The sequence below is a fragment of the Nocardia pneumoniae NBRC 100136 genome, assembly GCF_000308755.1.
Classification (GTDB): Bacteria; Actinomycetota; Actinomycetes; order Mycobacteriales; family Mycobacteriaceae; genus Nocardia; species Nocardia pneumoniae.
The window spans coordinates 1-22,760 of sequence record NZ_BAGF01000030.1 but is presented as its reverse complement, the minus strand read 5'-3'; the positions used below and the strand labels follow the sequence as shown (position 1 = coordinate 22,760).

The following is a 22,760-nucleotide window of genomic DNA, read 5'->3' as shown; positions in this document are numbered from 1 at the left end:
CGGAGAGAGAGCGACCGATGACCACAATTTTCTCCCCACTGGTACTGCCGAACGGCTCGACCCTGCCGAACAGGCTGGCCAAGGCAGCGATGGAGGAGAACCTCGCCCACACCGGCCAGGTTCCGGACCGGCGACTGTTCACCCTGTACCGGCGGTGGAGTCATGGCGGTGCAGGCCTGGTCATCACCGGCAACGTGATGGTCGATTCCCGAGCGATGACCGGCCCCGGCGGCGTCGTACTCGACGAAGCCTCACCGCTGCAACCCTTCGCGCAGTGGGCGGCCGCGGCAAAGTCCGGTGGAAGCCAGGTGTGGATGCAGATCAACCACCCTGGGCGGCAGGTCTTGGCCGACATGCCCGGTGTATGCCTGTCACCATCCGACGTCCCGATCGATGTGGGACGACAGTCCAGACGATTCGCACCACCGATCCCCATGACCGAGGCGGACATCGAGCAGACGATCGACCGGTTCATCACTACCGCGCGACGCGCCGAACACGCCGGATTCGACGGCGTCGAGGTCCACGCCGCGCATGGCTACCTCCTGTCGCAGTTTCTGTCACCGCTGACCAACACCCGCACCGATCGATGGGGCGGCTCACTCGAGAACCGGGCACGGGCGCTGATTCGCGTCGTCACCGGGATCCGGGCAGCAGTCAGCCCGTCCTTCGCCGTCGCGGTCAAACTCAACTCCGCCGACTTCCAACGCGGCGGCTTCGACCTCTCGGATGCCGCGCAACTCGTGACGCTGCTCAACACACTCGGCGTCGACGCGGTGGAATTGTCGGGCGGCAGCTACGAAAGCCCCGCCATGCAGGGACGACCCCAAGACGGCCGGTCGATGGCCCGGGAGGCGTACTTTCTGGAATTCGCCAAGGACCTGCTCGAGGTCGCGACCGTCCCGCTGATCCTGACCGGAGGTATTCGACGACGTGAGGTGGCCCAGAACGTCATCGACACCGGAGTCGCCGTCGCCGGTATGGCCACCGCGCTCGCGGTGGCCCCTGACCTACCTCGTCAATGGCGAGCAACGACAGCCCCGGACGCGCCCGCTCTGAAGCCGATCGGCTGGAAGGACAAAGCACTGGCCTCGTCGGCACGCCTAGCCCAGGTTCGACACCAACTGAGACGCCTTGCCGCGGACCGTGACCCTCGACCCGACGCACGTCCCGAGCTGGCCTTCGTGCTGGACCAACTGTGTCGCCGACGCGCTCTCGCGCGCTATTCCGGCTGGCTGGAAGCCAGAAAGCCCAGACAGTTGCCGTCCACGAGCTAGCACTCCCCTGTTGGGCGCCGATCCAGCGGGGGCGGACTACATCCGAGGCGCAGACCGCGCAGGTGTCGGCGGTGACGCGCGCTCAGCGGGTTACGTCCACATCGGCGGCGAGCTGAGCCCGTCCGCCCCGGCCGCGACCGTGTGGATGGACGCGTGGAGCTGGATGTCAGGCGGATCGGAAGCTGCCGGGCGGGTGCCCCGTGGTCCGGCGCAGGAGCCGATTGAGCGTGGAGGCATCGGCGAGTCCGATCGCTTGCGCGACGTCGGCGACGCTGCGGTTCGGGTCGCGCAGGAGATCGAGCGCGGCTTCCACTTTGATGCGCTGGACGAACTGGATCGGTGACAGTCCGGTCGTTGCCTGTATTCGGCGCGCCAGCGTCCGTGTGGAAAGGTGGGTGGCTGCGGCGAGTTCGGTCAGGCGAATCGGGCGGTCGAGTCGCTCGAGCACGAACTTTTCGATGGCGGCCAGATCCGGGTCGACCTCGCGATAGACGGCGCTGCGCCGGAAGGGCGTCTGCGAAACCCGAGGTGCCACTGCGATTCTCGACGCGACCGTCTGGGCGGTGGCGGATCCGAAGGATTCTTCGATGAGCGCCAGCAGCAGGTCCACGTGGCCCAGCGCGGCGCCTGCGGTGATCACCGGTCCGTCGCGGACGAGCATCCGGTCGGCGTCCACGTGGCAAGCCGGGTACCGGCGGGCGAACAAGCCGGCCAGCCACCAGGTCGTGGTCACGTTCCGGCCGGCCAGGACGCCCGCCTCTGCGGCGAGAAAGGTGCCGGTACAGGAGGCTGCGATGCGGGAGGCGCCCGCGTCGGCAAGCCATTGGGCCGCCGCGCGCGCATCGCGCTCGCCGAGGCGGCGTTCGATCTCGGTGGCTCCGGAATCGCCTATCCCGGGGATCACGACCCACGGGCGCGCCGGACCGGTCTCGGACAAGGGCGTGGCGGGTACCGACAGCCCGCCGCGCAAGGCGATCGCACCGTTGGTGCCGCCCACGATCCGGACGTCCACCGCGGGTTCCTGCGCCAGGGCGTGGCTGCGAGTCAGTGCTTCGGCGATGTCGACTGTGGCGGCCACGCCCACCGGCCCGGAACCGGGGACCACCAGCACATCTATCGAAAGCATGTGGCAAGAATAGCCAGATTCTTGTCAATCCTGCCACTTCCGGCTCGCATGGATGATTTCTAGCGTGGGTCGCATGCCTCTTCTGCATATCCGCACCTCGGCGGGCGCTTTCACCGCCGCCGCCATCGACGCGCTGGTGGCGCGGCTCACCGAAGCGAGCTGGCGCGCGGAATCCATTCCCGACACTCCTGAGACGCGGCTGCGTTCGCTGGCCGTACACGACGAGATTCGGCCCGGTCGTACCTACTGCGGCGGATTTGCCGCGGACCAGGTGGTCGCGCTGGTGCTCGTGGAATTCACGGCCAGCGAAGGTGTTCTCGACCCGGTGCGTCGGGACAGGTTCGCCGCTGACCTCGAACGCGCCGCGCGGGACACCGCGACCGGCCTGGACGGCCGGAGGCTGGTCACCTCGGTGACCTTCGATGAGGTGCCCGAAGGTCGATGGGGGCGCGGCGGGAGGATTGTCCGGTTGCCCGAGATGGCAGCCGCGGCGGGCTTCGAGCATCTGAGCGAAATCGCCGCCCGATGAGCATCGCCACCAACCCCCGTATCCGGCTCGGCGCATTGGCCGAGTGGCCCGCGATCCGGCAAGCGCTGGATCTGCTCGACAAGCCCGGCTCACGTCATGCCATTCCCACCCCGGCCGCGATCGTCGACCTCACGGCGCTGCGCGGCAATCTCGAGCGAGCGGCCGAGGTCTGCCGTGATGCCGGTGTCGCGCTGCGTCCGCACGCCAAGACCCACAAGTGCGCAGACCTCGCCCGCCTGCAACTCGCTGCTGGCGCGGTTGGCGTCTGCGTGGCCAAAGTCGGTGAGGCCGAGGCCCTCTTCGGCGCTGGAATCGACGACATCCTGGTGACCTCCCCGATCGTGGGGAGATCGGTGGCGACGCGGGTGGCCGATTTGGCGGCCGCGGGTGCGTCGGTCACCGTGACTGTGGACCATCCCGCTGGGGTAACAGCCCTGGCGGCGATGGCCCGCACTCCCATCGACGTCCTGGTCGATGTCGATGTGGGGTTGGGCCGTAGCGGTGCGCCGGATCCGGCCACAGCGCTACGAGTGGCGGCAGCCGTCGCCGCCGCACCGCAGCTGACCCTGCGCGGCGTCCAGGGATACGGCGGCCATTGGCAGCACATCTGCGAGCCTTCGGAGCGCCACGCCGCGGTAGCCGAGGGGATGCAGCGGCTCACGGCGGCGATCGAGCTGCTCGACCGCCATGGTCACGACACGACCGTCCGCACGGGCGGAGGTACCGGCACCCTCGAGGCCGACATCGCCCTCGGCGTGTTGACCGAGCTGCAGCCGGGGTCCTACGCCGTCATGGACGCTCAGTACCACGGAATAGCCGGTTGCTGGGTCCGCGGTCTGCGGCAAGCGCTGTTCGTCGCTGCCACGGTCACCGGTGCGACGCGGCACTGGCTGACCGTCGACGCCGGATTGAAGGCCTTCGCCACCGACGCGGGCGTGCCCGTCAGCGATGTCGGGGCATACCTCTGGTACGGCGACGAGCAGGGCCTTCTGCTGACCGACGATCCCGGCAGACCCGCTCTCGGGACATGCGTGGAGTTCACGCCGCCGCACTGTGACCCCACCATCGACCGCTACGACCTCCTGCACGTGGTGGAGGGCGACACCCTGGTCGACCTCTGGCCGGTCCAGGCGCGCGGGCGATCCCAATAGCGCATCTGTTGCCACTACACGGCCACCGCCACGGCGGTAGGCAATCCGATCCACGGTGGGAGGCGAGAATATCGGAATGCGGATCAGGAATGGCGCGCCAGACGATGCGGAATCGATCGCGCAGTTGCACACGGCGAGTTGGCGTTCGGCCTACGCCGGGATGATGCCGGAAAAGTTCTTGACCGGTCCACTGCTCGAGGATCGTTTGACGGTATGGCGTGAACGACTTGCCGATGACCCGACCGCCGCCGGGCTTTTCGTCGCCGAGGAGGATGACGAATTGGTCGGATTCGTCTACCTGACGCCGACTACGGACGGCCGCGTGCTGTTGGACAACCTGCACGCCGCGCCCGGTCGTACGCGTGCGGGCATCGGTACCCGCCTGCTGCACCACGCTCTGGAGTGGGCAGCGGCGCAGTATCCCGGCCGGTTCGTCTACCTCGAGGTCCTCCAAGCAAACACCGCGGCTATCGCCTTCTACGAGCGGTACGGCGGCCGCCGCACAGACGCGCGGACCGCTCACTTCGAGCAAGGCTTCGATCTTCCGGAATTCGAGTACAGCTGGCCGCCGGGATTCGTGCTCCGCTGACCAAGAGAGCCCGGTCGACGGCAAGTCGCCAGGATGACGGGCCGGAGAACCGAAAGGTCCAGCCGGAACCTCGACCCGTCACCAGTGCTGCTTTACCGGCGGCGTCCGCCCGTGAATCCTCTTCCGGCGGCCGAACAGCTGCACCAGACGGTGAACCGGCGATGTGCTGTCGGAACAAAAGAGGCGGACGAGCTCAGAGCAGGGGCTTGATGTCGCCCGCGGCGTCGGGGCCGTAAGCGTCGGTCAGGCGCTGGAGGGCCGTCTCCTTGTTCAGCGACCACTCCTGGGTGCCCATGGTCTCCAGCACCAGCACGGCGATCAGCGAGCCGAGCTGCGCGGAACGCTCCAGGCTCAGCCCGGCGGTGTGGCCGGTGAGGAAGCCCGCGCGGAACGCGTCGCCGACACCGGTCGGCTCGACCTTCTCGAGTTCCGGCACCACGCCGACGGTCACCTCGGTGCCGTCGGCGTCGACGATCCGCACCCCGTCCGGACCCAGCGTGGTGACGCGGATACCGACCTTCTGCGCGACCTCTTCCTCGCTCAAGCCGGTCTTCTGCAGCAGCAGCGCCCACTCGTATTTATTGGTGAACAGGTACGCGGCGCCGTCGATCAGCTGCACCGACTGGTCGCCGTCCAACCGGGCCAGCTGCTGGGAGGGATCGGCGGCGAACGGGATGCCGAGCTCCCGGCACTCCGCGGTGTGACGCAGCATCGCCTCGGGGTCGTTGGCGCCGACCAGGACCAGGTCGAGTTGCCGCGTCTCGGCGAGCTCGGCGATGGAGATGTCGCGGGCCTCGCTCATCGCGCCCGGGTAGAACGACGCGATCTGGGCCATGTCGTCGTCGGTGGTGCACACGAAGCGGGCGGTGTGCGCGCGATCGGAGACCAGCACGGCGGAGCAGTCCACCCCGCGCGATTCCAGCCACTCCCGGTACTCGCGGAAATCCGCGCCGACGGCGCCGACCAGCACGGGCGCGCGGTTGAGCAGCCCCATGGCGTAGGCGATGTTGCCGCCGACGCCGCCGCGACGGATCTGCAGATCGTCGACGAGGAAGCTCAGCGACACATGGTCGAGCTGATCGGCCAGCAGTACGTCGGCGAACCGTCCGGGGAAACGCATGAGATGGTCGGTCGCGATGGACGCGGAAACGGCGATGGACACGTGGCTGAGCCCTTCAACGGTAGGCGGCAGGCGGTCAAAACCGGACTCGCGTCCCGGCCTTACCGTGACGCGAGTCCCTTTCTCACCGTAGCCCACCCGCCTCCCCGAATCTTTAGGCCGTACTAGTGGCGTAGCGCAAGATTCGCGTTCAGGTCCAGCGTTGGTACCGCTTCGGTTTTGGGCGTTCCCGGCGAGTTACCCATGTGCTCACGAAACCAGTCGTCACGTTTCGGGCGCGCCGGGATCGCACTCAGTTGAAGGAGTCGCCGCAGGCGCAGGAGCCGGTGGCGTTCGGGTTGTCGATGGTGAAGCCCTGCTTCTCGATGGTGTCGACGAAGTCGATCGAGGCGCCCTGCACGTACGGAGCGCTCATCCGGTCGACGGCCAGCGTGACGCCGCCGAAGTCGACCGTCAGGTCGCCGTCCAGCGAGCGGTCGTCGAAGAACAGCTGGTAGCGCAGGCCGGCACAACCACCCGGCTGCACCGCGATCCGCAGTGCCAGGTCGTCGCGACCCTCCTGGTCCAACAGTGCCTTCGCCTTCGCGGCGGCGGCGTCGGTCAGAGTCACACCGTGGGTGGCGGTCTCGTTCTGCACAGTCATGAACTCTCCTCGAGGAACCTGTGGTCAACCCGTGAACAGCGCACGGGTGGTCGTGTCGGGTCAACACCACTCGGCTGGCTGCTATTCCCCCATCTTGCCACCACCCCGTCCGCCGCGGCACGCAACCTCCGTGACCCTGCACACTCCCGGCGAATCGGACCGCATTTCTCGCCACGCAGCACATCGAATAGCCTGGTCGATGTGAAATTGTTCCGTCGCGGCGAGTCCAGCACCACCGACGCGACCGCCGAATCGACGGTGGTCACGGACGGCGGCTCGGCCGCAGGTACCACCCGCACGGCGCCGACGGCTACCGCGGGCAAAGGCCGTCCCACCCCGAAACGCCGTGACGCGCAAGGCAAGCGCCGCGGCCCGGTAGCACCCGCTCCGCTCACCGCGAAGGAGGCCCGCGCCCGGCGCAAGGCCGTGCGCGGCAACAAGGAAGAGCGCAAGGCAGCCGCCGCCGAACGGCGCGCCGCCGCCCAGGACCGGCGCGCCCGCATGCTCGCGGGCGAGGACAAGTACCTGTTGCCTCGCGACCAAGGGCCGGTGCGGGCGTTCGTCCGCGACATCGTCGACGCCCGGCGCAACCTGGTCGGCTTGTTCATGCCGATGGCGCTGGTGCTGATCCTGTCGATGTTCCTCGCCCCCGCGCTGCAGACCATCGTCACGCTGGCCATGCTGGTGATGATGCTGTTCATGGCCATCGAGGGCGTCCTGCTCGGCCGCGTGGTGAACAACCGAGTCAGGGAGCGCTTCCCCGACACCACCGACACCGGATACCGGCTGGGCTGGTACGCCTTCGTGCGTGCTTCCCAGATCCGCAAGATGCGCGCCCCGAAGCCGCGGGTCGGCCCGGGCGACGCTGTGTAGTTCTGGCGCCGCCCCCGGCGTCAGCGGTGGTGCGCGGTGCGGCCGAGCATCGCCGCCAGTTCGGAGTGGACCCGCTCGGCGTCGCGGTCGATGACATCGGAGGAGCCCGCGCGGCCCGTGCTGTGGGCGATCAGCGCGGCGGCGGCCACGATGACCGCCAGGGAGACGAGAAAAGTAATCATGGCAGTAATTTTGCGATCAGTGATTTACCGCCGAAAGTGGCCGTGCAGACAATGTCCGCAAAAATACGGCCAGTAGACTGACGGGCATGCTGTCGAAGGTCGCGGTGGTGCTGTCCGAACGGATGGCCATGTTCGAATTCGGGGTCATCTGCGAGGTTTTCGGCCTCGACCGCACGGCCGACGGACTGCCCGCATTCGACTTCCGGGTGTGCGGCGCCGAGCCCGGCGTCCCACTGCGGTCCACCAGTCCGGGCATCACCGTCGCACCGGAGTACGGGCTCGAGGAACTGGCCGAGGCCGATCTGGTCGCCATCTCCGCCGCCGCGGTCGACGGCGGATTCGATCCGCGCGTCGTCGCGGCCGTCCGAGACGCGGCGGCAGCGGGCGCCACCGTGCTCACGGTCTGCTCGGGAGCCTTCCTCGCGGGGGCCGCCGGGCTGCTCGACGGCCGCAAATGCACCACGCACTGGCGTTACGTGGAGAAGCTCGCCGCCGACTACCCGGAGGCCACCGTCGACCCGGACGTGCTGTTCGTCGACGAGGGCGATCTGATCACCAGCGCGGGCACCGCCGCCGGTATCGACGCCTGCCTGCATCTGGTGCGGCGCGAACTCGGCAGCGGCGTCGCCAACGCGATCGCGCGGCGCATGGTGGTGCCGCCGCAGCGCGACGGCGGGCAGCGCCAGTTCATCGAACGCCCGGTCGCGGCCTGCACCTCCGACAGCCTCATCCCGACGCTGGAATGGATGAACGAACACCTCGACCTGCCGCACACCGTCGAGGAACTCGCCGCCCGCGCCAACATGTCCACCCGCACCTTCGCCCGCCGCTTCGCCGCCGAGACCGGAACCACCCCGGTGAAGTGGCTCACCAACCAGCGCATCCTGCTCGCCAAACAACTGCTCGAGGAAACCGGCTTGGGCCTGGAGCACATCGCGACCCGCTCCGGCTTCGGCTCCGGCGCCCTCCTGCGCCACCATTTCCAACGCCTGGTCGGCATCGCCCCCACCGAGTACCGCCGCCGCTTCGGCAGGAACGTGGATACCGCGGCGGAGACGTCAGCCTGAGCGCCCGCAGAGAACGGCAGGCAGCCTTCACAGCGGCAAGCGGCTGCGGCCCGGCACGCTGCCGCGACGCTCGCGAGCGAATCGAACATCCGCGCGCGGACAGCGCCCACTCGACATCTGCGGCGACGCCAACAAACCGCATGGCCGAAGACGTCGACCCGGCTCCCCGCGACATCGCTCGCCACGGCAACCCCGACCTTGACGGAGCAGGACTACCTCGAGGATGTCGCCCACCGACACAACGCGCGAACCTCCAAGGGATCAGCACCCCGCTACGTAGGATCGCGGGCATGCGACTATCCACACGTAACCAACTGCATGGAACAGTCGTCTCGGTCACCCGTGGCGAAGCGATGGCCGTCGTCCGCGTCCGCCTCAACGGCGGCGACGAAATCACCTCCTCGATCACCCGCGACGCCGCCGACGACCTGCAACTCGCCGACGGCTCCCCCGTCACGGTCCTCATCAAATCCACCGAAGTCACCCTCGGGGTCGACTGAACCTCACCTCGCTATCCGATTGATACGGTGCCACCGTGTCGCATAGTTCCTCGCCCGCAGCGCCGCGCCGCATCCTGGTTCTCGGTGGTGCGCGGTCGGGGAAGTCGGCATTCGCCGAGAAACTCGCGGGCGAGGGCGGCGAGACCGTGCGCTATCTCGCCACCGCGGTGCCCGACCCGGACGACCACGATTTCACCGAGCGAATCGCCCAGCACCGCAGCCGTCGCCCGGCCAGCTGGACGACGGTCGAAAGTGCTGATCCAGCAAGAATTCTCGCCGAATCCACGGTGCCGTCCGTGACGCTCGTCGATGACATCGGCACCTGGCTGACCGCCCGCATCGACGCGCGCCAAGCCTGGGAAGCACCGCGCGGAACGATCTCTCCCGACACCGACGCCCTCGTCGCAGCGGTCGCCGCCTACCAGGGCGGCCTCGTCATCGTGACCCCGGAGGTCGGCATGGGCGTCATCCCCGCAACCCGCTCCGGCCGCCTGTTCCGCGACGAGATGGGCATCCTCAACCAACGCCTGGCCCAGGCGTGCGACGAAGCCTATTTCGTCGTCGCAGGTCTTCCCCTCCGCCTGAAATAGCTTCTCCGCACACCCACGTTGCGCTGGCCCCCCAGTTGGTCAGGCCGGGCGGGTGGCGCGGTAGTAGGTGATTCGGCCCATGAGGCGAAGTCGCTGGGACGCTATTTCCGCGCAGTCGAACCCCGCCGCGCGCAGCAGTCGGGGAATCCGGTCGCCGAGGTTGTCGGCGACGTGGCCGTTGCGCAGGGTGCGCCGCGCGACCAGGCCGTCCGCGGCGGTCATGTTGCCGCCGACGTCGACGATGTGCAGCCTGCCACCGGGTCGCAGCACACGCAGAACCTCCGCGGCGGCGGCAGCCTTCACCTCGGGGTCCAGATGGTGCAGCATGATCGACGACAGCACCCGGTCGAATTCGCCATCGCGGTAGGGCAGTTTCTGAGCGTAGCCGTGGTCGAATCGAATTCCGGTCAGCCCACGGGCTTTTCGTTGGGCACGGGCCAGCGCCCGCGGGTCGGGGTCGGAGCCGATCACCTCTGCCGCGGGGCGGGCGCGTTTGGCTCGGATGGTCAGATTGCCGGTCCCGCAGCCGATTTCCAGCACGCGGTGGCCGTCTTCGAGTTCGGCCTGCTCGATGAGCGTGTCGTAGACCTGGGGCATGCCGAACAGGCGGGTCATCAGGTCGTAGGCGGGCAACAGGGCGTCGTGCCCGGCGGCGGGCAGGTAATCGTGACGATCGCCCATGGCCGCTGTGGCGGAATGCGGATGATGTTTGGTCATGAACTCCATGGTGGACCGCATTCTGGCAGCATATTCAGTCGATTATTGGCGAGAATAGGACTATTTTCGGTGCCATGGCCCATCGTGTCTCCGAGGCCACCCGCCTGGTGCGGCAGCGCCGCGGTGTACCGGTGTTCGACTATCGGACCGACCCGGTTACACCGCCGGTCTCGGTGCTGCGGGTCGGCCGGGATAGCCCGCTCGGCGATGTCCGCCCGCACATTCACGACTTCCCGGTGCTGATGTATGTGCCACACACGGGTGTCGTGTACGTGGTGGCGGCAGATCAGGTGATCGACCCAGCCGGACATGATGTGCCCGCGGGGACCGCCGGGGTGTTCTTCGATCCCGCCGCGCTCGGCGGCGCGCAGCGAGCACCATGGCCCACCTGGCAGACCCATCCGCTGTTGTTCCCGTTCCGGCACGGATCATCCGGCGGGCTGCTGCGACTGGTGGTGCCGCCGGAGCGTCGAGGGTCGTGGGACAGCGCGATCGCGGCCATCGAAACCGAGCTGGCCGCGCGGCAGGAGGGCTACCGGCAGGCGGCGCTGGCGCATCTGACGCTGCTCCTGATCGACCTCGCGCGGGTGGCTGCCGACGTGGTGGGCGATCTGCGGCGCAGCGGCGAGCCGTTGCTGGCCGAGGTATTCGACGTGATCGACAAGCGGCACACCGAACCGCTGTCGTTGCGCGATGTGGCTCAGGCGGTGGGCATGACGCCGGGTCATCTGACCACCGTCGTGCGCCGCCGCACCGGTCGCACGGTCCAGGAGTGGATCACCGAACGCCGCATGACACACGCACGCCAACTGTTGATCGCCACCGACCTGCCGGTCGGGGAGGTGGCACGCCGTGTCGGCATACCCGACCCCGGCTACTTCACCAGACTGTTCCGGCGTACACACGGCACCCCGCCGCGCCGCTGGCGTCAACCCGCCATATCCCGAGCACTCGGCGAAGGGAACTGACCGAGGCGGCGCAACCGGCAATGGCAAGATTGGGCGGCGTAGTCGGCGGGGACCGCCATGACCGGAAAGGCTCGATAGTGACGCACGGATTCGGACCGGTAGCGCCTCCGGACGCACACTTTCGTGCGGCCGCCGAGCAGCGGCAGGCGCAGCTGACCAAACCCGCTGAGGCGCTGGGCCGTTTGGAGCAGCTCGGCAACTGGGTCGCGGCGTGCCAGGGCGCGTGTCCGCCGAAGCAGTTCGAGCGCGCCCGTGTCGTGGTGTTCGCCGGGGATCATGGCATCGCGCGGCACGGAGTGTCGGCGTATCCGAGTGAGGTCACCGCGCAGATGGTGGCGAACTTCCTGGGTGGCGGCGCCGCGGTGAACGCGCTCGCGGCCGTGGCGGGTGCGACGGTGCGGGTCGCGGACATCTCCGTCGACGCCGACACCGACCCGCAGGTGTCGAAGCACAAGGTGCGCCGCTCCAGCGGGGCGATCGACCGCGAGGACGCGCTCACCGACGAGGAAGTCCGGTCCGCCATCGCCGCTGGCCGGGCCATCGCCGACGAGGAGATCGACGCGGGCGCCGACCTGCTGATCGCGGGCGACATGGGCATCGGCAACACCACCCCGGCCACCGTGCTCATCGCCACCCTCACCAACACCGAACCGGTGGCCGCGGTCGGCCGCGGCACCGGAGTCGACGACGCCGGATGGATCCGCAAGGTCGCCGCCATTCGCGACGCGATGCGCCGCGCCCGCCCGGTGGTGAAGGAGCCGGTGGAACTGCTCCGCGTCGCGGCGGGAGCCGACTTCGCGGCGATGGCCGCTTTCCTCGCGCAGGCAGCGACCCGGCGCACACCGGTCATTCTGGACGGCGTCGTCGTCACGGCAGCGGCGATGGTCGCCGAAGACCTCGCCGCGGGCGCCAGCGCTTGGTGGCTGGCGGGACACCGCTCCACCGAGCCCGCGCATGCCCTCGCGCTCCGGCATCTGCGCCTGGAACCCCTGCTCGATCTGAACATGCGCCTCGGCGAAGGCTCCGGCGCCCTCACCGCCCTGCCCATCCTCCGCGCGGCCGTGGCAACCCTCGCCGACATGTCCACCTTCGCCGAAGCCGGTGTCAGCACCTCCGACCAGGAACCGGCCGCCCCCGCGCCGAACCTGCGCAAGTGAACCCCTCCCACGCCAGCGAAACCCACTCGCCGAACCCGAGTGCGGCCTCCACTCGCCGACAGCGAGCGCGGGACCACCGGCCCGCGCACGCTCGGTCAGCGTCTCGCCGTGGGTTGCGGTTCGCCCCTCGCCCCGAAATGCCACCAGACCTCGCGGACGGGAAGGTCTGCGGTTCCACGAGTGGCACACCACGGAGGTGCCTACTCGCGTTTTGCCGCAGCCGTGTGCCACTCGACGGGCGGCGGCCGATAGGAGGGTCGGCGTGAATGGGGTGCGGCTGGCGGTTTCGTGGCTCACGGTGCTGCCGGTGCGTGGGCCGGATGATATCGATAGGGCGGCGGGGCGTGCGATTCTGTTGGCGCCGGTGGTGGGTGTGCTGCTCGGGGCGGGGGCAGCGGGGCTGCTCTGGGTGCTGACGTGGGCCGGTGCGACCGCTTCGCTGGCTGGTTTGCTGGTGGTCGGTGCGCTGGCGTTGGTTACGAGGGGCATGCATCTCGACGGGCTCGGCGACACCATGGACGGGCTCGGCAGTTACGGGCCGCCCGAGCGGGCCAGGCAGATCATGAAGAGCGGCGGGGCCGGACCGTTCGGTGTCGCGGGAATCGTGTTCGCCATTGGGGTGCAAGCGTTTTCGTTCGCGGCTCTGGCCGACGCGGGCCGCTGGTTCGCGGTGGCCATCGCCGTGGCGACCGGCCGCGTCGCCGTCGTACTCGCCTGCCGGGGTATCGCCGCGGCTCCCGGCACCGCGTTCGGCGTCCTGGTCGCGAATACCCAATCCGCACTCGCCTCGGCAGGCTGGTCGGTGGCCGCGGTGGCATCGGCGGTCCTGGCTGTGCCGAACCGCCCGTGGCTCGGTCCCGTCGCCGTTGCCGTCGCGCTTGCCGCCTCGGCCATCCTCGTCCGCCACTGCGCCCGGCGCCTCGGCGGGCTCTCCGGTGACGTCCTCGGCGCCGTCATCGAAACCACAGTGGCGCTCACCGCCGCAGTGCTGTCCCTTGCCGTCTAGTCCCCGGAGCCGGTGGAACGCTCCGGGCCGACCGGATGGGCCGAGGAGGGTGCTGCGCTAGACCTCTTCGAGGGCTTCGCCGATTTCCTGGGCGACGCGATTGTGGTGATCCTCCGCCAGCCAGTGACCGGCCGCGAGAGCCAGCGCCACGGGCCATTCGATGATCTCCGCCGCGGCCAGCGCGCCGAGCGCACCGTAGTACGCCAAGTGCTCGGGCCGAGGGACGCGGACCCGGCCGACCACCGGCAGCTCTACCGCGAAACCCTGCGCAGCCAGCACCCGCTCGACGGCATTGCGGTGGCTGGTTTGCGATTTTTCGGCCATTTGTTGCCTCCCGGTCATGATGTATTCGAGATTTCGACGCTTGGGGCCAGCACGGTGTCGAGCGTGACGACAACTGGTGCAGGCAAAGGCTCGGATCCGCTGACGGACGCGCTGACACAGGTGCTGACCGTGCCGTTGCGCGAGGTGTACGCGGTGCTGTGGCGCCTGGGGATCATCGAGATCGTCGACTGACCATCGCGTTGCCGACCGCGCGCAGCGAACAGACGCGCAGCGGTGGCCGGTAACGCCCGCCACCAACCGACCTGACCCGGCGGTTGACTCGTCCCCGGCGTGCTGATGAGCGCGCCGAGCACAAACAGCGAGCCGAGCGGCCCCCCACGCGGCCTCGGTGATCGCCCCGCTAGCGCGGGCGGCAGGCATCGTGCGCACCGGCATGGTCGCCAGGCCTGCACACGCGGCAGTAACTACGGCAACACCCGTGCCGACGGCCCGTAGGTGCATGGCCGCGTAAATCCGTACCAGTCGGCTCAGGTCCACGTCTACGGCTGAGACTTGCTCGGGGAAGGCCGGGCCGCGCTCTTATCCGCGGCGGTCACGCCTTCGTCGCCTTGGCGGGGCGTCTGGTCTGCTTCCTGACCCGGCTCGAGCTGTCCGGGACGACCGGCAGCGTCGGGCGCCGAGTGCCTGCCCGACCGCTGACCGAGCTGCCGGACCACCAGGGCGGCGCCTCCGACGCCCAGCAGCACCGGCCAGTCCACCAAACCCGCGGCGCCGATCGCCGCCAAGGTCAGCGCGGCCGCCGGTGTCGAATGGCTGCCTCTGCGCAGCCCGTTCTGCACGCCGGTCGCGGCGCCCCGCATGCCGCCGATCACGCCGTTGACGGCGGCGCCGCCCACGGCACCGGCCGCGGCCGTCGTCGCGTCGGCTGTCCAGGTGATCGCGTGTACCGCGCCTTCGGAAATGTTCATAGCCACTCCGTTGCGTTCACAGTTCAGACACTTACTGGCAAACCGGAGTTTACCCCCGATACAGGGCTATGTGAGGTGGAGCGGTTTCAGTTGGACAACTCCTGGCAATCATCCGGGTGCAGCCCGGGCCGGTCGCGAGGACCTGGTCGACGGCGACGCCGACCGGAGTTCGCGCCACTGGAATTTTTCCGGCCGCGGCGCGCGAAGCGTCTGGGTCGGGCAATAAGGTGTGCTGTATGTCTTCTGAGCGCCTGTATTTTCGCCAGCTGTTGTCGGGACGCGACTACGCCGTGGGCGATCCGATCGCGACGCAGATGCGCAACTTCGCGTACTTGATCGGCGATCGGGAGACGGGCGAATGCGTTGTGGTCGATCCGGCCTACGCCGCGGGCGACCTGGTGGACATCGCCGAAGGAGACGGACTGCGGCTGAGCGGAGTGCTCGCCACCCACCACCACCCCGACCACGTGGGCGGCACGATGCTCGGCTTCACCCTGCGCGGCGTGCGCGAACTACTCGAAAAGACAAGTGTCCCAGTGCATGTCAACGCCAAAGAGCTGCCGTGGGTGGCCAGCGTCACCGGGATCGCCGAGAGCGAGCTGACCGGTCACGAGCACGGTGACAAGGTGACCGTCGGCGCATTCGACATCGAATTACTACACACGCCCGGGCACACGCCGGGCAGCCAATGCTTTCTGTTCGACAACCGGCTGATCGCCGGCGACACCCTGTTCGTCGACGGCTGCGGCCGCACCGATTTCCCCGGCGGCGACTCGGACGAAATGTTCCGCAGCCTGCGCTACCTCGCCGGACTCGCCGGTGACCCGGTGGTCTACCCGGGCCACTGGTATTCGCAGGAACCCAGCGCGGCGCTGTCCACTGTCCGGGACAAAAACTACGTCATGCGTCCGCAGACCCTCGAGCAGTGGCGCATGCTCATGCCGGGCTGAGTCACATCCGGCGCATCCACCCGTGGATATCGGCGAAAGTGCCACGCTGGATGCCGGTGAGAGTGTCGCGCAGGGCCATGGTGACCTCGCCGGGCTCGCCGCCGCCGATGGTGAACTCGCCCTCACCGGAACGGACCCAGCCGACCGGAGTGATCACCGCGGCGGTGCCGCAGGCGAAAACCTCGGTGATCTCACCGGATTCGGCGCCCTTGCGCCACTCCTCCACGGAGATCTTGCGCTCCTCGACCGGGTAGCCGGAGTCGGCGGCGAGGGTCAGCAGCGAGTCACGGGTGATGCCGGGCAGCAGCGAGCCGGACAGCTCCGGGGTGACCAAGCGCGCCTCGGAGCCGGATCCGAAGACGAAGAACAGGTTGTTGGTGCCCATCTCCTCGACGTAGCGGCGCTCGCACGCGTCCAGCCACACCACCTGATCGCATCCCTTGGCGGAGGCTTCGGCCTGGGCCAGCAGCGAGGCGGCGTAGTTGCCCGCGACCTTGGCCTCACCCGTGCCGCCCGGCGCGGCGCGCACGTATTCGGTGGACAGCCACACGCGCACCGGCTTGACGCCGCGCGGGAAGTACGCGCCCGCCGGGGAACCCAGCAGCAGGTACTTGTATGAGGCGGCGGGTTTCACGCCCAGGCCCGCTTCGGTCGCGAACATGAACGGCCGCAGGTACAGCGATTCCTCGCCGCCCGCCGCGGGCACCCACTCCTGGTCGACCTCGAGCAGTTGCCGCACCGACTCGATGAACAGCTCGTCGGGCAGCTCGGCCATCGCCATGCGACGAGCCGACCTACGGAAACGCGCCGCGTTGGCGTCGATGCGGAAGCACGAGACGCTGCCGTCGCCCTGGCGGTAGGCCTTGAGTCCCTCGAAGATGGCCTGGCCGTAATGGAACACCATCGTCGCCGGATCCAACGACAGCGGGCCGTACGGCTCGACGCGCGCGTTCGTCCACGCGCCGTCGACGTAATCGATGGAGACCATGTGATCGGTGAAGTACCGTCCGAACCCGGGCGCCGCCAGTACCTCTTGTCGCCGCTGCGCCGGAACGGGCGCAGGATGCGGAACACGGGTGAACTGTGCGGCAGCGGTCATGCCGACGATCCTATCCGGACCGATTCGGCCAGCTACCCACGGTCCACGCGATACTTCCTGGGTCAGCGTCCCGGTCGCACGCCGCGCTCACCTGACCCAACCGCCGCCCGCCGGTCGGCCCCCGGCGTGGCAGGGTTTCGCTCCGGCGGCGCTGACGCGGCAGGTGCCAACCGGTTCCTCCGACGAGCCGCACAGCCCGCCGTGTCCACGAGGCGCGACCCCGCCACGCGGGCGCTGACTATTTGGTCTTGGTGTCCACGAAGGGTGGGCGGACGACTTCGCAGCGCAGGCGGCGGCCGCGGACGTCGACCTCGACCTCGGCGCCGGGCTCGATCGCCGCCGACGTGTCGAGCAGGGCCAAGGCGATGCCGACCTTGAGGGTGGGCGAGAAGGTGCCCGAGGTGGTTTCGCCGACCGGCTCGCCCTCGCGCAACACCGTCTGCCCCTGCCGCAGCACGCCGCGGTCGAGTGCCTTCAGTCCCAGCAGGATTCGGCGCGGACCGGCCGACTTCTCCTGCTCGAGAGCGGCTTTGCCCCAGAACTCCGGCTTCTTCCAGCCGACCGCCCAGCCGCAGCGCGCCTGCACCGGTGAGATCTCCAGGGAGAGTTCGTGCCCGTGCAGCGGGTAGCCCATCTCGGTGCGCAGCGTGTCGCGGGCGCCGAGCCCGGCGACCTGCCCCTCGGCGGCGCGCACCTGGTCGACCAGGGCGCGGAACAGCGGTTCGGCGTCGTCCCAGCGCGGCAGCAGCTCGTAGCCGTGCTCGCCGGTGTAGCCGGTGCGGCACACCCGGACGGGGCGAGCGTCCCATTCGGCGTCGGCGTAGGCCATGTACTCGAGGTCGGTGGGCAACCCGAGTGCGGTCAGTACCTCGGTCGAGCGCGGACCCTGCACGGCGAACACGGCGTAGTCGCGGTGCTCCTCGGTCACGGTGATGCCTTCGGGCGCGGCCTTCCGCAGTTCCGCGACCACCGCGGCGGTGTTGGCCGCGTTCGGCACCAGGAAGATCTCGTCGTCGCTCACGTAGTAGGCGATCAGGTCGTCGATCACTCCCCCGTCCGGCGCGCAGCACAGCGTGTACTGCGCCTTGCCCGGCCGGATTCGGTCGAGATCGTTGGTGAAAGCGGAGTTCACGAACGCCGCGGCGCCGGGCCCGCGCACGGTCGCCTTGCCCAGATGGCTGACGTCGAACAGCCCGACCGTCGTGCGGACCGCCTGATGCTCGGTCACCGTCCCCGCATAGGACACCGGCATCTCCCAGCCGCCGAACGGCGCGAAGGTGGCACCCAATTCGACGTGCACGGTATGAATGGGTCCTCGCAGCAGGCTCGTCTCGGTCACCAGCCGAGCTTATCCGGAGTCGCTAAGGGCGAAACCACATCGGGATGAGGGTCGGACCGTTCTCGGGGAGCGTGTGCGTCGTTCCGGTTGGAGCGAACCCGCACCGGCTGTACAGGCGAGCGGATCGTTGCGTGCTCGCTTCCAGGAATGCCGGGACCGACGCTTCGGACGCCGTTTTCAACCGATCGGCGAGGATCGCCGCACCCGCCCCTTTGCCACGATGTTCCGGCACCGTGACGATCACTTGCAGGTACCGGTGCGGAAACTCGCGCGGATGTTCCCTGGCGAGCAAGTCGGTCAGGTACGCGACGCGCTCCAGCACCCGCATGCCCGGAGCCTGCTCGGCGCTCGCCCGCATCTCGGCGGCCTCGTCGGCGAACCGCTGGGCCGACGTGACGTGCTGCCAGATCGAGACCGACCAGATCTCCTCCCCCGCGCCCGCCACCCAGATCTCGTCCTCCCACAACGCGCGGTCGATCAACCCCGGCACGAAATCGGTCCGGACGCTCGCGTCGGGTTCCCCCTCCAGCACCCAGGCCGTCACCACCTCGTCCGCGCTGGCCGCGCCGAACGCCTCGATGAGCGCGTCCCGGTCGGTGACGGTCGCCTGCCGAACGGTGATCTCCATTGCCGCCCCTTTCGATGTGAACATCGTGTTGTGCCTGCAAATTTATGCAGGCCATAGGTGCCTTGCTAGTATTTCGTCACACCTGTTCGTGTGTCGAAACGGGAGCCGTCATGACGTGCGCCATCTGCCGCGGCGAACTCGCCCAGCCTGCCCGCGGCCGTCGGCGCAGGTACTGCTCCCGGTCCTGTCAGGCCCGCGCCTACCGTGCCCGCCGCGCGTCCGTCCCGGTCCGCCGCGCGACCCGCCCGACCCGGCTCACCAAGGTCGGCATCGCCCGCGCCGCTGTCGAACTGGCCGACCGGGACGGCATCGATGGCCTCACCATGCGCCGCCTGGCCAGTGCGCTCGGTGTCGCGACCGCCAGCCTCTACCGTCACTTCCCCGACCGGGAAGCGCTGCTGGCTAGCATGGCGGAGCTGGTGCTGAACGAGATCCCGCCGCCGGGGCCGCAGTGCCGCGGCTGGCGTCGCCGGTTGCGGCACGAAGCGCACGAGGAATGGCGCCTCTACCGCGCGCACCCGTGGATGTTGCCGCTGCTGGCGCGCACTCGTCCGCCGCTGAGCCCCGCGCTGCTGGACATCCTGGAACGAAACTTCGCCGCACTCGACCGCGCCGACCTGGACCGGCGGACCGTCTTCGCGATCTATCTCGCACTGTCGGGCCTGGTCCAGGGACTCGCGCTGCTGTGGAGCTCGGAGCGTGTCGACCGTTTCGGTGATCCCCGCCACGCCGCCGGGTCCGCGTTGCGCCACGACTCGGCCGAGCTGCTCGATCCCGCGGTCCGTCCGGTCCTGCATCGTTTCTTCGGCGACGAGAACTCCGGCTTCGACATGGACTTCGACGACCTGCTCGCCACCTCGGTGGATTTGCTACTCGACGGCGTCGCGGTGCGCCATCTGGAATCGACCGAATAGCCTGTGCCAATGACCGCTGTTGCAGATCGCTCGCTCGGACCGGAACTGGCACGCACCGAGACCATCGGCGCGGACACCGATGTGCTCGTCGTCGGGTTGACCTCTTCGGAGAACGGCCCCGCCATCGTGCCCGAGGACCTGTTCGGCGACGTGCTCACCGCCGAGGTCCGCGCGGAACTGCTCGACCAGCTCGGCGCGGTGGGGGCGAAGGGCAAGGCCGAGGAGCTCACTCGCATTCCCGCCCCGGCCGGGCTGGACGGGGTGTCCAGCGTCCTGGCCGTCGGCCTCGGCGCCGCCGACAAACTCGACGCCGAGCAGATCCGCCGCTCCGCCGGTGTCGCCGCGCGTGCGCTGTCCGGCACCGAACTGGTCGTGACCACGCTGTCCGGCCTCGATCTCGGCGCCGCGGCGGAGGGCTTCTACCTGGGCGCCTACTCGTTCACGCCGTTCCGGTCGGACAAGTCCGCGCCCAAGCCGGACGAGCGGCCCGTGGCCCGCGTCGAGCTCCTGGTGCCGGAGCCGGGATTCGGTGAGGAGACGCTGTTCCACGCGCAGGTCACCGCCGAAGCCGTCGCCACCGCACGGGATTTCGTGAACACCCCGCCCAGCCACCTGTTCCCCGCCGAGTTCGCCTCCCGCGCCAGGGAGCTCGCCGAGGCCGCCGGGCTCACCGTCGAGGTGCTGGATGAGAAAGCCCTGGAAGCAGGCGGTTACGGCGGCGTGCTCGGGGTCGGCAAGGGCTCCTCGCGGCCGCCGCGACTGATCCGGATCACCTACGCGGGCGGGACGAAGAAGGTCGCGCTGGTCGGCAAGGGCATCACCTTCGACACCGGCGGCATCTCCATCAAGCCCGCGCAGAACATGGAGAACATGACCTCCGACATGGCCGGTGCGGCGGCCGTGATCGCCACGACGCTGCTCGCCGCCCGGCTCAGCCTGCCGATCACCGTCATCGCGACGGTGCCGATGGCCGAGAACATGCCGTCGGCCACCGCACAACGCCCCGGCGACGTGCTCACCCAGTACGGCGGCACCACCGTCGAGGTGCTCAACACCGACGCCGAGGGCCGCCTGATCCTGGCCGACGCGATCGTGCGCGCGAGCGAGGACGAGCCCGACTACCTGATCGACGTGGCCACGCTGACCGGCGCGCAGATGGTCGCGCTCGGCACACGCACACCCGGCGTGATGGGCACCGACGACTTCCGCGACCGGGTCGCCCGCATCTCCCGCGATGTCGGCGAGAACGGCTGGGCCATGCCGCTTCCCAGCGAGCTTCGCGCGGATCTGAACTCCAAGATCGCCGACCTGGCCAATGTGACGCCGCACCGCTGGGGCGGCATGCTCTCGGCCGCGCTGTTCCTGAAGGAGTTCGTCCCCGAGGACGTGCAGTGGGCCCATCTCGATGTCGCCGGTCCGGCGTACAACACCGGCGGCCCGTTCGGCTACATCGGCAAGGGCGGCACCGGCGTCCCGGTCCGCACGCTCATCGCGGTGCTGGAGTCCATCGCCGCGGAGTGACGTCGCGGTGCGTCGTCCGGGCGACTCCGGACGACGCACTTCGCCCGTCGGCGAGCTCTCCCTATGGCAACGCCGTGATCGTCGGTCGAACCGGTCGAGCTCGTGCTCGGTCCCGGAAAATTACTTACGAAAATCGGGCGTAAGGGACGGCTCGAGCACTCAGAGGTCGTACAGATCCCGCTCGAGCGCCCGCCTCCGCTCCACCCGCTTGCGGGCGTCGTAGTCGCGCATCCGCTGCGGATATCCCGTCTTGCGCACGTCGTACACGGGAATGTGCAAATCCTTGGCAAGCCGCTGTGCCCCACGCTCGCCGACGATCCGGCGCGTCCATTCACCATCAGCGGCAATAAGGACGACTGTGACATCGGTCACCGTGGTCTTCGGCTCGACGTAGCCTTCGACGCCCACGTGCGTGCGCACCCAGTCGGCCAGGTAGCGGGCGTCCTCCCCGCGCACCGAACCCCCACGTAGAGTGCCACCACCCCGGGTCGCGCCGCTGCGGAAACGATCCAGCAAACTCAACGACGCCGACCTCCTTTCCTGCACCGGAGAATGTTCACCGCCGGTCTTCCCATACTGCCAGCTCCGCGCAGTACGCCGCCCTGTGCTACATGGCTTGCGAGCGAGTGCAAGGATGGACCGCGGTACAAGAACCACACGGATCTCCGGTGCCACGCACAATGATCGGTGGCTTCCGGACCCCCGGCGCGACCAGCGCCGGGAGTCCGCAGCGAGATCAACTGTTGTAGAACCCCGTCGAGCAGTCAGAGGAGTCAACGGACATGGCCTTCTCCGTCCAGATGCCCGCTCTTGGTGAGAGCGTCACCGAGGGAACGGTGACCAGGTGGCTGAAGCAGGAAGGAGACACGGTCGAGGTCGACGAGCCGCTGCTCGAAGTCTCCACCGACAAGGTCGACACCGAAATCCCGTCCCCCGCGGCCGGTGTGCTGTCGAAGATCGTCGCGCAGGAAGACGACGTGGTCGAGGTCGGCGGCGAACTCGGTGTGATCAGCGAGCCCGGTGAGGCGGCGTCGGCCGCGCCCGCGCCCGCTCCGGAGGCCGCGGCTCCCGCCGCCCCGCAGGAGGCGCCCGCCCCCACGCAGGAAGCGCCTGCCCCCGAACCTCAGGCCGCCCCCGCCGCTGCCGCCGCGCCCGCCGAGGGCACTCCGGTGAAGATGCCCGAGCTCGGCGAGTCCGTCACCGAGGGCACCGTGACCCGCTGGCTGAAGTCGGTCGGTGACGAGGTCGCCGTCGACGAGCCGCTGCTCGAGGTCTCCACCGACAAGGTCGACACCGAGATCCCGTCGCCGGTCGCGGGCACCCTGCTGGAGATCAGCGCGCAGGAAGACGACGTGGTTCCGGTCGGTGGTCAGCTCGGCGTGATCGGCAGCGGCGCTCCGGCGGCTGCCGCCCCGGCCCCCGCTCCGAAGCCCGAACCCGCTCCGGCCCCGAAGCCCGAACCCGCTCCGGCCCCGGCTGCTGCTGCTCCGGCCCCGGCTCCGGCGCCCGCTCCGGCTCCGGCTCCGGCTCCGGCGCCTGCGCCCGCTCCGGCACCTGCCGC

Annotated in this window: 27 protein-coding genes; 16 read left to right on the top strand and 11 right to left on the bottom strand. The window is 69.1% G+C overall.

Going from position 1 to position 22,760, the window contains the following annotated elements:
• The first annotated feature begins 17 nt into the window (after positions 1–17).
• Positions 18–1,277, top strand: coding sequence for an NADH:flavin oxidoreductase/NADH oxidase family protein (locus ON34_RS08850; RefSeq protein WP_040776749.1), 1,260 nt, complete (start codon positions 18–20; stop codon positions 1,275–1,277).
• A 166-nt stretch (positions 1,278–1,443) separates the two neighbouring features.
• Here ON34_RS08850 and ON34_RS08845 read toward each other — a convergent pair whose 3' ends face one another.
• Positions 1,444–2,403, bottom strand: coding sequence for a GlxA family transcriptional regulator (locus ON34_RS08845; protein WP_083889247.1), 960 nt, complete (start codon positions 2,401–2,403; stop codon positions 1,444–1,446).
• Positions 2,404–2,476: 73 nt separating this feature from the next.
• Here ON34_RS08845 and ON34_RS33445 point away from each other — a divergent pair, with 73 nt between their 5' ends.
• The 3 genes from ON34_RS33445 to ON34_RS08830 all read left to right on the top strand — a co-directional run bounded on the left by ON34_RS33445 (position 2,477) and on the right by ON34_RS08830 (position 4,672).
• Complete coding sequence (locus tag ON34_RS33445; RefSeq protein ID WP_051022287.1) at positions 2,477–2,932, top strand: hypothetical protein; 456 nt, start codon at positions 2,477–2,479, stop codon at positions 2,930–2,932.
• Positions 2,929–4,083, top strand: a complete 1,155-nt coding sequence (locus ON34_RS08835) for an alanine racemase (protein ID WP_051022286.1) — start codon at positions 2,929–2,931, stop codon at positions 4,081–4,083. The genes ON34_RS33445 and ON34_RS08835 overlap by 4 nt, the downstream gene beginning before the upstream one ends.
• A 76-nt stretch (positions 4,084–4,159) precedes the next feature.
• A complete protein-coding gene (locus tag ON34_RS08830) occupies positions 4,160–4,672 on the top strand; it encodes a GNAT family N-acetyltransferase (protein WP_040776746.1) in 513 nt (170 codons plus the stop codon).
• A gap of 193 nt (positions 4,673–4,865) precedes the next feature.
• Here the strand turns inward: ON34_RS08830 and ON34_RS08825 are convergent, their stop codons facing one another.
• Together ON34_RS08825 and ON34_RS08820 are read right to left on the bottom strand one after the other, a co-directional pair.
• Positions 4,866–5,834, bottom strand: coding sequence for a carbohydrate kinase family protein (locus tag ON34_RS08825; RefSeq protein ID WP_040776743.1), 969 nt, complete (start codon positions 5,832–5,834; stop codon positions 4,866–4,868).
• Positions 5,835–6,084: 250 nt separating this feature from the next.
• Positions 6,085–6,435: a HesB/IscA family protein gene (locus tag ON34_RS08820; protein ID WP_039797033.1), complete on the bottom strand. Its 351-nt coding sequence runs from the start codon at positions 6,433–6,435 to the stop codon at positions 6,085–6,087.
• Between the two features lie 201 nt (positions 6,436–6,636).
• On the opposite strand from ON34_RS08820, the gene ON34_RS08815 reads away from it, so the two are divergent.
• Positions 6,637–7,308 carry a DUF3043 domain-containing protein gene (locus ON34_RS08815; RefSeq protein ID WP_040776735.1) on the top strand — a complete coding sequence of 224 codons (672 nt, stop codon included), beginning with the start codon at positions 6,637–6,639 and terminating at the stop codon, positions 7,306–7,308.
• 20 nt (positions 7,309–7,328) lie between these two features.
• Here ON34_RS08815 and ON34_RS35905 read toward each other — a convergent pair whose 3' ends face one another.
• Positions 7,329–7,490 (bottom strand): hypothetical protein, encoded by a 162-nt coding sequence (locus tag ON34_RS35905; protein ID WP_157172233.1) that lies wholly within the window; start codon positions 7,488–7,490, stop codon positions 7,329–7,331.
• An 86-nt stretch (positions 7,491–7,576) separates the two neighbouring features.
• Between ON34_RS35905 and ON34_RS08810 the strand changes: the two genes are divergently transcribed.
• The 3 genes from ON34_RS08810 to cobU all read left to right on the top strand — a co-directional run bounded on the left by ON34_RS08810 (position 7,577) and on the right by cobU (position 9,647).
• The gene (locus tag ON34_RS08810; protein ID WP_040776733.1) at positions 7,577–8,557 is read left to right on the top strand and encodes a helix-turn-helix domain-containing protein; all 981 of its coding nucleotides are present in this window, start codon (positions 7,577–7,579) and stop codon (positions 8,555–8,557) included.
• 290 nt (positions 8,558–8,847) lie between these two features.
• Positions 8,848–9,057 (top strand): TOBE domain-containing protein, encoded by a 210-nt coding sequence (locus tag ON34_RS08805; RefSeq protein ID WP_040776730.1) that lies wholly within the window; start codon positions 8,848–8,850, stop codon positions 9,055–9,057.
• Between the two features lie 35 nt (positions 9,058–9,092).
• Positions 9,093–9,647, top strand: a complete 555-nt coding sequence (gene cobU / locus ON34_RS08800) for a bifunctional adenosylcobinamide kinase/adenosylcobinamide-phosphate guanylyltransferase (RefSeq protein WP_040776726.1) — start codon at positions 9,093–9,095, stop codon at positions 9,645–9,647.
• Positions 9,648–9,686: 39 nt separating this feature from the next.
• Here cobU and ON34_RS08795 read toward each other — a convergent pair whose 3' ends face one another.
• Complete coding sequence (locus ON34_RS08795; RefSeq protein ID WP_040776937.1) at positions 9,687–10,364, bottom strand: class I SAM-dependent methyltransferase; 678 nt, start codon at positions 10,362–10,364, stop codon at positions 9,687–9,689.
• Between the two features lie 74 nt (positions 10,365–10,438).
• Between ON34_RS08795 and ON34_RS08790 the strand changes: the two genes are divergently transcribed.
• From ON34_RS08790 to ON34_RS08780, 3 genes are all read left to right on the top strand, one after another.
• Positions 10,439–11,332 (top strand): helix-turn-helix transcriptional regulator, encoded by an 894-nt coding sequence (locus tag ON34_RS08790; protein ID WP_040776722.1) that lies wholly within the window; start codon positions 10,439–10,441, stop codon positions 11,330–11,332.
• A gap of 77 nt (positions 11,333–11,409) precedes the next feature.
• Positions 11,410–12,489, top strand: coding sequence for a nicotinate-nucleotide--dimethylbenzimidazole phosphoribosyltransferase (cobT, locus tag ON34_RS08785; protein WP_040776720.1), 1,080 nt, complete (start codon positions 11,410–11,412; stop codon positions 12,487–12,489).
• Between the two features lie 262 nt (positions 12,490–12,751).
• On the top strand, positions 12,752–13,495 hold the full coding sequence (locus ON34_RS08780; RefSeq protein ID WP_040776718.1) for an adenosylcobinamide-GDP ribazoletransferase: 744 nt from the start codon (positions 12,752–12,754) through the stop codon (positions 13,493–13,495).
• A gap of 57 nt (positions 13,496–13,552) precedes the next feature.
• Here ON34_RS08780 and ON34_RS08775 read toward each other — a convergent pair whose 3' ends face one another.
• Positions 13,553–13,819, bottom strand: a complete 267-nt coding sequence (locus tag ON34_RS08775) for a hypothetical protein (protein ID WP_040776715.1) — start codon at positions 13,817–13,819, stop codon at positions 13,553–13,555.
• Between the two features lie 63 nt (positions 13,820–13,882).
• Between ON34_RS08775 and ON34_RS37460 the strand changes: the two genes are divergently transcribed.
• Positions 13,883–14,011, top strand: coding sequence for an Rv1535 domain-containing protein (locus ON34_RS37460; RefSeq protein WP_245547948.1), 129 nt, complete (start codon positions 13,883–13,885; stop codon positions 14,009–14,011).
• 308 nt (positions 14,012–14,319) lie between these two features.
• Here the strand turns inward: ON34_RS37460 and ON34_RS08770 are convergent, their stop codons facing one another.
• Complete coding sequence (locus ON34_RS08770) at positions 14,320–14,748, bottom strand: hypothetical protein (RefSeq protein ID WP_040776712.1); 429 nt, start codon at positions 14,746–14,748, stop codon at positions 14,320–14,322.
• Between the two features lie 236 nt (positions 14,749–14,984).
• Here ON34_RS08770 and ON34_RS08765 point away from each other — a divergent pair, with 236 nt between their 5' ends.
• Positions 14,985–15,698 carry an MBL fold metallo-hydrolase gene (locus ON34_RS08765; RefSeq protein ID WP_040776710.1) on the top strand — a complete coding sequence of 238 codons (714 nt, stop codon included), beginning with the start codon at positions 14,985–14,987 and terminating at the stop codon, positions 15,696–15,698.
• A gap of 1 nt (position 15,699) precedes the next feature.
• Here the strand turns inward: ON34_RS08765 and ON34_RS08760 are convergent, their stop codons facing one another.
• The 3 genes from ON34_RS08760 to ON34_RS08750 all read right to left on the bottom strand — a co-directional run bounded on the left by ON34_RS08760 (position 15,700) and on the right by ON34_RS08750 (position 18,764).
• Positions 15,700–16,797: a branched-chain amino acid aminotransferase gene (locus ON34_RS08760; RefSeq protein ID WP_040776707.1), complete on the bottom strand. Its 1,098-nt coding sequence runs from the start codon at positions 16,795–16,797 to the stop codon at positions 15,700–15,702.
• A gap of 238 nt (positions 16,798–17,035) precedes the next feature.
• The gene (gene gcvT, locus ON34_RS08755) at positions 17,036–18,136 is read right to left on the bottom strand and encodes a glycine cleavage system aminomethyltransferase GcvT (RefSeq protein WP_040776704.1); all 1,101 of its coding nucleotides are present in this window, start codon (positions 18,134–18,136) and stop codon (positions 17,036–17,038) included.
• 22 nt (positions 18,137–18,158) lie between these two features.
• Positions 18,159–18,764 carry a GNAT family N-acetyltransferase gene (locus tag ON34_RS08750; RefSeq protein WP_040776700.1) on the bottom strand — a complete coding sequence of 202 codons (606 nt, stop codon included), beginning with the start codon at positions 18,762–18,764 and terminating at the stop codon, positions 18,159–18,161.
• 110 nt (positions 18,765–18,874) lie between these two features.
• On the opposite strand from ON34_RS08750, the gene ON34_RS08745 reads away from it, so the two are divergent.
• On the top strand, positions 18,875–19,678 hold the full coding sequence (locus ON34_RS08745; protein WP_040776698.1) for a TetR/AcrR family transcriptional regulator: 804 nt from the start codon (positions 18,875–18,877) through the stop codon (positions 19,676–19,678).
• A 9-nt stretch (positions 19,679–19,687) separates the two neighbouring features.
• Positions 19,688–21,199 (top strand): leucyl aminopeptidase, encoded by a 1,512-nt coding sequence (locus tag ON34_RS08740; protein ID WP_040776695.1) that lies wholly within the window; start codon positions 19,688–19,690, stop codon positions 21,197–21,199.
• 159 nt (positions 21,200–21,358) lie between these two features.
• Here ON34_RS08740 and ON34_RS08735 read toward each other — a convergent pair whose 3' ends face one another.
• Entirely contained in the window at positions 21,359–21,721 is a 363-nt protein-coding gene (locus tag ON34_RS08735) for a hypothetical protein (protein ID WP_040776934.1), read from the bottom strand.
• 260 nt (positions 21,722–21,981) lie between these two features.
• On the opposite strand from ON34_RS08735, the gene ON34_RS08730 reads away from it, so the two are divergent.
• On the top strand, positions 21,982–22,760 hold a 779-nt coding region (locus ON34_RS08730), incomplete at its 3' end, for a biotin/lipoyl-containing protein (RefSeq protein ID WP_040776692.1).